The following is an 11890-nucleotide window of genomic DNA, read 5'->3' as shown; positions in this document are numbered from 1 at the left end:
ATCTTTCAAGCAGGTTCAGAAATTAGTATCGGTTTGTTTGGAATAATTGAGTTTTCTGTATTTCAAATTCTTCTGGCATAATGGCTTCGATATTGAGATAACTATGCATTTACAGAACTACTTTTTTATATTCGTAAAATTAGAAAAAAGATAATTCACCAATAACAGACAAAGATCAACTCCTATTAAAAAAGAGCCTATTTAGAGGCTCAGCGATAGTAGCGATCGTCTGGATGATTATGTTGTCTGTGGTGTCCATGAGTCGCTGGATATTGATGATGATAACGAGGGTCATAGTTAAAATGAAAGTTGCTATAAGATTGATTATAATAATCTCTTCTATACATTAACACTTGATCAATTACTTGATATTCTAATACATCTTTAAGAAAATTAAGCCTTTTCTCAATAAGCAACAGGTCAATTATCCACCATGCTCCAAAGCCTCCGAGGGTTACAGTCATTCCAACAGCATAACGAGTATCCCCCATATAATAGCGATGTCCTCCAACAAAACCAGTAAAAAGCCATAATATGTATGTAATGACCTTATTCTTTTGGTGCTTTTGCATAATGCGATTAACGAGGGCTTGTTCTTCGCTTGATAAATCTTGCCTTAACAGTTCATTCTCCAATAGATTGCCTCCTAACTATTTTAAACTAATAAAAGTATACTTTATTTTTAAGCGTTAGAAAACACTTCCGACAAAGAAAGACATAAGTCGAAGGGAATTGTACCTATCCCTTTCGTTGTGCCCTTGACATCAATTTGTCCATTTTATTAAGATCAACACATTGATTTGGAGGCGCACTATTTCAAAAACTGGAGGGGGAAATGACAAAAAAGCGTAGGCTAGCTAGAGTATTTGCCCAAGATGGAAAGTCTTTAACATTGGCTTTAGATGGTTCTTATTTTTCGTCAAAAATAGAAGGGATTGACAAGGTCATTCCACTCATTCCTACGTTTGTTAAACACGGACTTGATGCAGTCCTTTGTACGTACGGAATGGTCAAACGTTATCCAGACGCATTTCAAGATGTTGGGATGATGTTGAGAGCAGATATGTCAACAAATGTATTTGATGCTTCTGTTCCTGATACAACTACTGTATTAAGTGTTAAAGAGGCACTGCGTCTTAGTGCAGATGGGGTAATCGTCATGACGTTTCCAGGTGCACATAATGAAAAGCATACACATCAAGCTGTACGAGAATTAGCGAGTCAAGCAGATGAATGGAACGTTCCTTTGATAGTGGAATCACTGCCATATGGGTATGCAGTAACAACAGAATCTTCGAACCATGCACCTATTCTTGCAACTGCGGCAAATATGGCGGTTGAGTTAGGGGCGGATGTGGTTAAAACCCGCTATTCAGGTGAACCGGACGATCTGTTAATTGCTCAATATGCCAAAGTTCCGGTGCTTGCCTTAGGTGGACCAAAAACAGATGATGTAAAGGCATATCTATCATTCGTAAACCACTGTTTGGCAAACGGTGCGAAGGGTGTAGCGGTCGGACGAAACATTGTTCAGAATAAGTCTCCAGTTGCAATGGTGGCAGCGCTAAATGCGCTTATTCATAAAGGAGATTCAGTAGAGAGTGCATACCAGCTATATCAAACCATGTGCTTAGAAACCATGTAGTCGTTATCATAACGTTTTAGGGAGGATAATGATGAAATATGTATTAGGCATTGATAATGGCGGTACGATGACGAAGGCTACGCTGTTTTCATTGAAAGGTGAAGAAATTGTAACAGCGGTAAGCAAGACAGAGATGTTAACGCCAAGACCGTATTATACGGAGAGAGATTGTGAAGAACTTTGGCAAGCCAATCTTGCTGTTATTCGTGAGGTTTTGACCCGTTCGGCGATAGCAGCTGTTGAACTAGTAGGTATCTCTATTACAGGGCATGGAAATGGCTTATACGTTATGAATAAAGCGGGAGAGACGACGTATAACGGGATCATATCTACGGACCAAAGAGCTCAAAAGTACGTTCATCAATGGAGAGCGGATCCTCGCTATGACGAGGAAATCCTACCGAAGACGATGCAATCGGTTTGGGCAGGTCAGCCAGTCGCATTGTTAGCTTGGTTGAAAGAGAACGAAAAAGAGGTATATACGAAAACAGATTTTATTCTCATGGTGAAAGACTACATTCGGTATAAACTAACGGGAGATGTTTTCTTTGAACAAACCGATGCCTCAGGAACAAGTTTACTGAATGTCCGCGACCGATGTTATGACAAGGAGCTATTAGCGTTTTTTGGGATAGAAGAGGTATTTGATAAATTACCGCCTTTACGAAACGCTACAGCTTGTTGCGGTAGCGTTACAGAAGAAGTAGCTACACTCACTGGATTACGAGCTGGCACGCCGGTTGCTGGCGGGATGTTCGACATATCCGCTTCTGCTATTGCATCTGGCTTGGTCTCAGAAGATCATTTATGTATTGTTGCTGGTACTTGGAGTATTAATGAGTACATCACAAAAAAGCCAGTAGTCGATAAACATTTATTTATGACGTCCATTTATTGTATAGATGGATTCTGGTTAACAACTGAAGCGAGCCCAACCTCAGCAAGTAATTTAGAGTGGTATATCAATCAATGTATGCCATTGGAAAAAAATGAAGCGAAGGCAAAGAACCAATCAATTTACCATCTTTGCAATGAGCTTGTTTCTCAAACAGAACCAGAAGAAAGTGAGCTACTGTTTTTGCCATTTTTATTTGGCTCAAATACAGTATCTCATGCTAGCTCCTGCTTTATTGGATTGTTGAGCTGGCACCAGCGATCTCACCTCTTACGTGCCATTTATGAAGGTGTCGTTTTTAGCCATATGGCGCATGTTGAGCGCTTGCTTCAATTTAGGGAAAAGCCAACGATCGTTCGGCTTGCAGGCGGTGTTACAAAATCAGATGTTTGGGTTCAACTGTTTGCAGATGCCTTGCAGTTACCGGTAGAGGTTATTAACGTGCAGGAGCATGGAACACTTGGAACAGCTATTTGTGCGGCTGTTATGACCGGTGAATATGAGTCTATTCAACAAGCTTCTGAAGCTATGGTCCAAGTAAAAACAACGATTCAGCCCAATCCATTAAAAGCAGCTATTTATGAGCAGAAATTCAAGCGCTACCAGGAGACTGTTCACAAGATGGCGGATGTTTGGGCGTTAGGAGAAAAACAATGAATTTAGGCTTACAAGGAAAGCATGCCATTGTTACCGGTGGATCAAGAGGCGTAGGGAGAGAAATGGCTTTATGCTTAGCGGATGAAGGAGCACAAGTAACATTAACCTACCATGGACATAAGGAAAAAGCAGATGAAGTTGTAAAAGCGATTAAAGGGAAGGGGAAAGTGGCCAACGCCGTGCAAATGAATCTCGCTGACCCAACAAGCATTAAAGAGATGGTTAAACAGGCACTTCAATTTGGGGTTGTTGATATTTTAGTAAACAATGCCGCCGTGTGGCCAACATGTTACATCAAAGATATGTCTTTACTTGAATGGAATGAAACCTTGCAAACCAATTTAACAAGTGTCTTTTTAGTAAGCCAGCTTTTTGTTCAACATTGTGTGCAACAAAAGCGTGCAGGAACACTGTTAAATATCATCTCTCAAGCGGCCTTTCATGGTTCAACCACAGGCCATGCTCATTATGCCGCAAGCAAATCTGGCATAGTAGGATTTGCTAAATCGTTAGCGAGAGAACATGCAAAAGACAAGATTACTGTGAACAATCTCGCTCTAGGCATCGTGGAGACAGATATGATTCAAAAATCTTTACAAGAAAAAGAAGAGTATTACATTAACAGAATTCCCATTGGTCGTGTAGCTCAACCACGAGAAATGGCAGAGATTGCAACCTTTTTAGTGTCAGAAAAAGCCAATTATGTAACCGGTTCAACGTTTGATGCTACAGGAGGAATGTTAATGCGTTAACATTGTCTAAGGAGTGGAGATATGAAATGTTTGGCTATTGCTGATTTATTAATCTCCGAGCATGTAATGAAAGAAGGGCTAGCTAGTCTTGAAAAAAAAGGCATTGAGTTAACCATACGTAAGTGGCACCATAATCAAGTAGAGGACTTACAAAAGGATAATTTATTAATCGAACAAACAGGCTCGAACGCTGTTTTATTGCCTCATGCCATCACTCATGACATCCATCAATATGAGATCATTTTGACTCAATTTGCACCGTTGAACCGCTTTGTTCTTGCGGCAGCACGAAAAGTAACTCTCATTGGTGTACTCCGAGGAGGTATTGAAAACATTGATGTAAAAGAAGCAGAAGCAAGAGGCATTAAAATACTGAATACACCTGGTCGAAATGCACGAAGTGTAGCAGAATTTACAGTAGGAATGATCATTGCAGAAATGCGAAACATCGGTCGGTCTCATGCTTCCATTATGAAAGGAAATTGGCAAAAAGACTTTGCCAATCAAGACTACCTCCCAGAGTTAGGCCGGAGAACAGTCGGAATTATCGGTTTCGGTCACATCGGTCAACTTGTAGCGAAATTTCTAAGTGGGTTTAATACAAGGATTTTATTTTATGATCCATTTTTTAAAGGGCAAACGACGTGTACCCAAGTAGAGCTAGAAGAATTATTAAGAGCTTCGGATGTCGTCAGTTTACATAGTCGGCTAACAGCAGAAACAAAGGGGATGTTAGGCTATGAACAGTTTAAGAAAATGAAACAGACGGCAATCTTAATTAATACCGCTCGTTCTGGCCTTGTAAAAGAAGGAGAGCTGATAAGAGCTTTGCGGGAAAACATCATAGCTGGGGCGGCATTAGATACGTTTGACCATGAGCCTATAACAAAAGACAGTCCTTTACTTTCGTTAAAGAATGTTACATTAACCGCCCATTTAGCAGGGAGCACGATTGATGCTTTTCACAACTCTCCTACATTACTAGCAGAGCGAATTCATTCCTATTTAGATAGCGATAGTGTATGAGTTGGTCAGAGTAATCACATCATTTTGAGATACTCTGCGCGTTGATAGGACGAAGATATATATGGAAAGGGTTTTGCGTCATAACGATTAAGCTCCTTTAGGGTTTTTTTCTATAATTCTAACGTTACACTTAGTGCTTTTATCCATTTAGGAATGTTTTTATTAAATAAAGGTAGATGTTTTACGCGGTTTAGATTATTAAGTTCTCTGAGAGATAAAAATAAAGTGTCCCATATCATTGTTTCTTTCATAAGACTGTATCTTGTAATTACTTGAGAGGGGTCATGTGAAAATAATAAGAAGAGTGTCTTATCATAATACTTTGAGCGTATTCCTGCCCATTCCCAATCAATAAAGGTAATGTCGTTCTTGGAGTAAAAAATGTTCATCGGTAATAGATCTCCATGAGAAAATACAAATGTAGAGTTGGCTGGTGTTGTTTTTAAAAGCGCTGTAAGCTTTTGTTTGATAGGTATTTGTAAGAAGCTCTGAACATTAAATATATAGCGTTCAATTTTTTCTTGTCTGTTATCGGTGACATTCCATGTTGTGGGGATCGGGATATGTGAGATGGTTTTTATTTTCTCTATAATTAGATTTACGTTTACTGATTGGTTTAAGCAATATGCGTCCCTCTTAGTAGCTAGTGGAGAATCTTTAAGATTAGCCATTATAAACATACTTAATGAAGAGTCTTCATAGAACCATAGAATAGGAGGAATGATGTTTAAGTGGTTTTTTAAATAGTTATAGACAAAAATTTCATGTTTCATTAATTTAAAAGACTCTAAATCTTCATGTCGAGAAGCTTTTATAAAAAATTGATCGTTATAAAACGTTATACGATTCTTGTTTTTTAATTCGTTACCTATAAAATTGATTTCTTTATATGTAAAAAAATTATTTAAATGTAGGGGGAGTGAAAACATTACGTCGAACCTCCTATTAACAACAAAAAGGTGAGTGCGTTTGCCACGGCGTTATTAGAAAAAAACTAGAACGCAATGTATTCTAGTTTAGTGCAGACCTATGTATGAAGTAACCACTAATTTATTACTTATTGTTCATTTATTTTGGCTACAGACCAAGGGTGACGAGGGTTTAATGTATTCAGCTTTTTTGCATATTCAAGGGCATTTTCAAATTCTACAAATACCCGATCAGTCACAGAATGGATGTTTTTTAAAATAAAGGTCTGTCCGTCTACAAGTCTTTTAAGGTGATACATTATTATTCCTCCTCAAACGATTAGGATACATCTATTATACACGCTTTAGCGCAATTACGTATATGCAAAAATCATGTAAAGGATGCGAAATTTATGAGAGATTTTTATTCTTTATAAAGCGATAAAGTGACTGTGTCATCAATCGAGTCATTAGTTGTCCAAATAGGATGGGTAGGGAAGATAATAGAATAACGACATTCATAGTAAATGGGTTGAACCAACTTTCATTAGGAGGATTAATAAAAAGCTGTGCAAGGATAATGGAGCAAACGATCATAAAGCTATGCATGAGAAAGAAAACACGCAACGAGACTCGTATGGATAAAATCCCTGACAAAATCAACCAGATAAGGAGAAATCCGTTAATAAAGATATAAGAAATATCGGTTTCATCATTTCGCATAGTGGTTTCATAGAAATGAAACAAAAAAGGACCAGGAATTAGCATCATACAGAACCATAAGAGTTTCATAAATCAAATCACTCCTTCATTTAACAATAGTTTACCAAATGTTTTGACTCTATAACGTATAGAAGGTAAACTATAATTATATTGAAAGCGCTTACTTTATCTGAAAGAGGAGGAATGAGAATGATTTATGCCAACCCAAATCAAGAAGGTTCACTCGTTTCATTTAAGCAAACGTACGATAATTTTATTAATGGTGAATGGACAGCCCCTGTAAAGGGTCAATATTTTGACAACGTTACGCCGGTAACAGGTGACGTGTTCTGTACATTAGCTCGTTCCACATCGGAAGATATCGAGCTAGCACTTGATGCTGCCCATGAGGCGAAAGATCGTTGGGGCAAAACACCACCTGCTGAGCGGGCTAATCTCTTAAATAAAATTGCTGACCGGATTGAAGAAAATAGCGAGATGCTTGCAGTAGCAGAAACGTGGGATAATGGAAAAGCCGTTCGTGAAACATTAGCGGCTGATATACCTTTAATGGTCGATCATTTTCGTTATTTTGCTGCCACTATTCGAGCACAGGAAGGTAGTTTAAGTCAACTTGATGATGATACGGTCGCTTATCACTTCCATGAGCCATTAGGTGTAGTTGGTCAAATTATCCCTTGGAATTTTCCATTATTAATGGCAACGTGGAAGCTTGCACCTGCCTTGGCTGCCGGAAATTGTGTCGTTTTAAAACCGGCAGAACAGACCCCTGCTTCGATCATGGTGTTACTTGAATTAATTGAAGACCTCTTGCCAAAGGGTGTTGTAAATGTCGTGAACGGTTTTGGAGTAGAAGCAGGAAAACCGCTTGCGTCGAATCCTCGTATCGCAAAAATTGCTTTTACTGGGGAGACAACAACTGGGCGTTTAATTATGCAGTATGCGTCACAAAATATCATTCCAGTAACCCTTGAATTAGGTGGTAAGTCGCCAAATATATTCTTTAAAGACATTATGGATGAAGACGATGAGTTTTTAGATAAAGCAGTAGAGGGTTTTGTTATGTTCGCCCTAAATCAAGGTGAGGTATGCACATGTCCATCTAGAGCGTTAATTCATGAATCCATCTATGATGCATTTATGGAACGGGCGCTCAAACGAGTGAACGAAATAAAAATTGGCAATCCACTTGATACGGAAACAATGATGGGAGCTCAGGCGTCTTCTGAACAAATGGAAAAAATCCTCTCCTACATTGATATTGGCAAGCAAGAAGGTGCTGAGGTCTTAACAGGTGGGGAGCAAAATAAAATTGAAGGTAGTGAAAACGGCTACTACATTCAGCCAACCGTTTTTAAAGGGACAAATAACATGCGTATTTTCCAAGAAGAGATCTTTGGACCAGTTGTCTCCGTTACAACATTTAAATCAGATGAAGAGGCATTAGACATTGCCAATGACACACTGTATGGGTTAGGTGCAGGTGTATGGACCAGGAATATGAATCAAGCTTACCGCTTTGGGAGAAACATTGAAGCGGGACGAGTTTGGACGAATTGTTATCATGCCTATCCTGCTCACGCTGCATTCGGAGGTTATAAAAACTCAGGTATTGGTAGGGAAAATCATAAAATGATGCTGGATCATTACCAGCAGACAAAGAACTTGCTTGTCAGCTATGGCACGAGTCCAATGGGGCTTTTCTAATTCGTTTAATGAAGAGGAGATGAGCGCGTGGTTGAGAAAGTAACAGCAACAGAAACAGCAATCGCCTTTTTAGAACAATTAAAAGAAAAGCATGGTCCTTTGATGTTTCATCAGTCAGGTGGGTGTTGTGATGGTAGTTCACCAATGTGTTATCCAGCAGGAGAATTTCTTGTTGGAGAAAGTGATATCCTCCTTGGTACCATTGCTAGTACACCTTTTTATATGAGTAAAGTTCAGTATGAGTATTGGAAACATACGCAAATTATCGTAGACGTTGTTGAGGGACGTGGTGGGATGTTTTCTGTAGAGGGACCAGAAGGAAAGCGTTTCTTAACGAGATCAAGAGTGTTTACAGATGAAGAGCGAGCGGCTTTATAAAGACTAAAAAAAGGAGATCGTTTTAAGCGTCTCCTTTTTCTTGTGCTTGCTTTGATTCGTTTCCAAAATAATCAACAGTTTTAACGGTATAGCGGGCGTTGCCGTGTTCAATTAAAAACGATTTTCGTTCTTGTTGTGAAATACTAGCGACGAGCGTCTCTTTTCCGTTCTCGCTTACTTCATACACACGATAGCCGGCGATGTAATCATCTCTAACAGCATACCAGGATAACAAATTCCCCTGAACTGTTAATTCTGTCGGTTCTTTAGGGGTTTCATCTGTATCTTCAACTAACGACGTATACACAACGAGTCGTTCATCATGATTGCCTGTCTGGCGATCAAATGTGCCGGTACACGTAATTAAATTTAGTTGTTTGTGATCAGTAGAACCAAAAATTTCTGTTAATGGTGCATCGTTATAGGGATATTTTTCAATACGATCAACAGTAAATTCTAATTCTTCTCCGTTATCGTCTGTTACGAAGATCGAATCATTCTCTTCTAAATCACCCAAATAAAAAAAAACTGCTGGGCCATTTTTATCATCAACATGCCCCGCTAGCACAGCATTTCCACGTCCGCCAGGCTTTGTTCCTGGCTCGTACCAACCGACATCTGTTCCGTTGTCAGGAACGCCCATTTGACCATTTTCTAAAAGCCCAACTTCTGTAATAGGCGCTTCAACATCCAAAGCAGGGATTCTTAATTTAGAAGGGAAAAGCTCGCTTTGTTTGTTTAAATCATGATAAGCTTCTTCAATTTTGTCAGCATGGATCGTGAATTCTTCTGCAATCGTTTGTTCCTGATCAAGGTGAACAGGGGGCTCAATTTCATTTTGTGTAGCAGGTTGGGAAGAGAATGATTCTTCAGCAGAACTGCTACAGCCGATTAGGGTTAATAGGGAAAGAAAGAGAACAAGAAGTGGTCTAATTTGCACGACAGATCAACCTCCTTAAACATGAAAAAGTGTTACCGGTAACCTTTTGTTGAATAGAACAACATCGCTCATTGCTTTAGAACAATGAGCGAGCGTTCTATTGACTGGAGCCTCTCTCACTTGCTAGAGAAAAGGCTTTATTCACACGCCGTTTCCGTAAAATTTGCTATTTATTATCAGTTCTTTAGTAGTGTTTACTTTTTCAAACATTAAGCATTTGTGCGGAATTTACGTACTCCGAAATAGCCAGTGAATGCGACTGTTGCACCTGCTAGAATCCATGCCATCCATTGTAGAGAAACACCTTGCTGGCTTCCACCCATACCTGTTTGCGGCATGTCAGGCATTGCAGCTTCCTCTTCGAACATTTCAGGATTTTGTTCAACAATGGCACCAGCTAAACCGGAACCAATATCAAATGTAAAGGCAAAGCCTTCTCGGAATGTTTCAAATGAACCAGCATAGTCACCATCTATATAACGGTCAAAGGTTGTAAATACTTGATCTTCGTGCATGTTAACGAGTTCTGTAGCATCAGCTGCAGGTAAGATTCCTTCTGTTGCTGTATCTAAAAACATTCCGAACTCATCAGCAAATGTGCTTAATTTGCTTTTTGCAGCCTCTTTAGCTTCATCATCTTCATTTTTTACAGCGTTTACGTATTCACTTTGAGCTAAAATATGATTTCCTTGCCAAATTTGTTCGAACTGCTCTCCGCCTTCATCTCCATATACAGACGCAATGGTTGCTTTTAAGTCGGCTGTATTCTCATCTTCTGCCCAGCTAACAAAATCGAAATCTTCGCTATCTTTGAATTCTTTAGACATAGAAAGGGTTGCTAGAGCAAAATGTTCGGCAACAAGATTACTCAAATCAGATCGTAAGTTTCCAGCGTCTGTTAAAGGTGTGGTACCTTCAAACATATCAGGATTTTGTTCAACAATGGCGTTAGATAAAGCAGCACTGATATCAAACATATGTGAGAGTCCTTCACGATACGTCATGTACGCAGTCTCATAATCGCCTTCTACATAAGCATTAAACGCATCCTCTACTTGTTGCTCATGAATGTCTAATACTTCAATTGCTGCGTCGCTTGGAAGTGCCCCTTCGGTTGCGCCTTCAAGAAATTCACCAAATTCTACATAAAATCCATCAATCATTTTAGATGCTTCTTCTTGCGCTTCTGTGTCGCCATCTTTTACAGCTTGAACATAATCAGCTGTGTATTCGTTATGTCCAGAGAAGATACGGTCAAACTCTTCAGCACCTTCGTCACCATACAGTGATGCGATGGCAGGTTTCATATCTGCTGCATTTTGCATAAGTGCTTCTTGTGCGGCTTCAGCACCGTCGTCTCCATCGTATTGCTTTTGCATAGAAAGAACAGCAAGCGCAAAGTGTTCAGATAAAAGGTGGTCGAGTGTTCCTCTTAATTCAACTGCTGGTGTGGTTACTTGAGACGTGCTTTCTTGTGCTTGAGCTCCTTGAACAAATGATGGGGCAATTAATGATGCACCTAGTACGGGAATTAATGCTTTTTTTATTTTCATTTTGAACACTCCTTTTGTGTTTTGATTTCACTAAGCTAACGCAAGGGATGTTAAAATGGATCACTTTTTTTAAAAAACTTTTTTGAATGAATCAATTTTATAACTGTTTTTAAAACATAATGAATGTATTAGTAATAGTCATTATATACACGTATGAAAGTGGCGACGGCTCCCGTGGGAGTAGCATATGCTTGAAGACATTGTGCAGAGAATTTACGCGGAAATGGCTGAGATAATGCCTAGGGAAAGTGTTCAGAAATTGGGTGAATGTTGGTATGTATAAAGCGATAGATGGGTTAGGAAATTCGTTCATTTCATATAATTATTGGTTTATCTAAATTAGCTATAACAGCAATCATGAAATGGACTCGAATAAAAAACATACTAAGATTAGTGGGTAAGATCATCGACGGATGAATCTTACCCACTATTTTTCGTTTAGGCGTATAGTGAGAGGTGAAAGAAAGCTCGACCTAAGCCTCAAGGATCTAGAATCCGTATTAAAAACCGAGCTTCTTCACTTTCATTACTGAATCAGGTTTAAGTATGTTGGGGCCATTGAGCTCGTGTAGAGGAAATTAGAATCGGAATGATTAAGTGAAGACCTTTCAATGCTAAATGAAAAGAGGAACAATGATGGAGTTTGTAGTCGCTTTAGATGTATCAATGGGGAAAAGTTACTCGGTCATTTATCAAGACCAAAGAT

The 11890-nt window shown here is 39.1% G+C and carries 12 protein-coding genes; 6 read left to right on the top strand and 6 right to left on the bottom strand.

From position 1 onward, the window contains the following. Positions 1–209 precede the first annotated feature (209 nt). On the bottom strand, positions 210–635 hold the full coding sequence (locus BK583_RS15240; RefSeq protein ID WP_055737007.1) for a TM2 domain-containing protein: 426 nt from the start codon (positions 633–635) through the stop codon (positions 210–212). Positions 636–835: 200 nt separating this feature from the next. Here BK583_RS15240 and BK583_RS15235 point away from each other — a divergent pair, with 200 nt between their 5' ends. Genes BK583_RS15235 through BK583_RS15220 form a run of 4 tightly spaced genes read left to right on the top strand, consistent with a single transcriptional unit; the run spans position 836 to position 4975 of the window. After that, positions 836–1645 carry a class I fructose-bisphosphate aldolase gene (locus BK583_RS15235; RefSeq protein ID WP_055737008.1) on the top strand — a complete coding sequence of 270 codons (810 nt, stop codon included), beginning with the start codon at positions 836–838 and terminating at the stop codon, positions 1643–1645. 31 nt (positions 1646–1676) lie between these two features. Beyond that, entirely contained in the window at positions 1677–3197 is a 1521-nt protein-coding gene (locus BK583_RS15230; RefSeq protein ID WP_236702440.1) for an FGGY-family carbohydrate kinase, read from the top strand. Further along, positions 3194–3949, top strand: coding sequence for an SDR family NAD(P)-dependent oxidoreductase (locus tag BK583_RS15225; protein ID WP_055737010.1), 756 nt, complete (start codon positions 3194–3196; stop codon positions 3947–3949). The genes BK583_RS15230 and BK583_RS15225 overlap by 4 nt, the downstream gene beginning before the upstream one ends. Positions 3950–3970: 21 nt before the next feature. Next, on the top strand, positions 3971–4975 hold the full coding sequence (locus BK583_RS15220) for a 2-hydroxyacid dehydrogenase (RefSeq protein ID WP_055737011.1): 1005 nt from the start codon (positions 3971–3973) through the stop codon (positions 4973–4975). 110 nt (positions 4976–5085) lie between these two features. Here the strand turns inward: BK583_RS15220 and BK583_RS15215 are convergent, their stop codons facing one another. The 3 genes from BK583_RS15215 to BK583_RS15210 form a co-directional block, all read right to left on the bottom strand. After that, positions 5086–5904, bottom strand: coding sequence for a phosphotransferase family protein (locus BK583_RS15215; RefSeq protein WP_055737012.1), 819 nt, complete (start codon positions 5902–5904; stop codon positions 5086–5088). A 128-nt stretch (positions 5905–6032) separates the two neighbouring features. Beyond that, the gene (locus tag BK583_RS20830; protein WP_158318498.1) at positions 6033–6203 is read right to left on the bottom strand and encodes a hypothetical protein; all 171 of its coding nucleotides are present in this window, start codon (positions 6201–6203) and stop codon (positions 6033–6035) included. A 91-nt stretch (positions 6204–6294) separates the two neighbouring features. After that, positions 6295–6675: a hypothetical protein gene (locus BK583_RS15210; RefSeq protein WP_038478048.1), complete on the bottom strand. Its 381-nt coding sequence runs from the start codon at positions 6673–6675 to the stop codon at positions 6295–6297. 120 nt (positions 6676–6795) lie between these two features. Between BK583_RS15210 and exaC the strand changes: the two genes are divergently transcribed. Continuing rightward, a complete protein-coding gene (exaC, locus tag BK583_RS15205; protein ID WP_055737013.1) occupies positions 6796–8313 on the top strand; it encodes an acetaldehyde dehydrogenase ExaC in 1518 nt (505 codons plus the stop codon). 27 nt (positions 8314–8340) lie between these two features. Further along, the gene (locus tag BK583_RS15200; RefSeq protein WP_038478054.1) at positions 8341–8691 is read left to right on the top strand and encodes a DUF779 domain-containing protein; all 351 of its coding nucleotides are present in this window, start codon (positions 8341–8343) and stop codon (positions 8689–8691) included. Positions 8692–8713: 22 nt separating this feature from the next. On the opposite strand, the gene BK583_RS15195 is transcribed toward BK583_RS15200, so the two are convergent. Further along, entirely contained in the window at positions 8714–9631 is a 918-nt protein-coding gene (locus BK583_RS15195) for a class F sortase (RefSeq protein ID WP_055737014.1), read from the bottom strand. A 209-nt stretch (positions 9632–9840) separates the two neighbouring features. Continuing rightward, positions 9841–11184, bottom strand: coding sequence for a hypothetical protein (locus tag BK583_RS15190; protein WP_055737015.1), 1344 nt, complete (start codon positions 11182–11184; stop codon positions 9841–9843). Positions 11185–11890 lie beyond the last annotated feature (706 nt).

This window comes from Shouchella oshimensis, from assembly GCF_002019765.1.
Lineage (GTDB): Bacteria > Bacillota > Bacilli > Bacillales > Bacillaceae_D > Shouchella > Shouchella oshimensis.
Note: the sequence above shows the minus strand (reverse complement) of the source record. Positions and strands in the feature narration are given on the sequence as shown.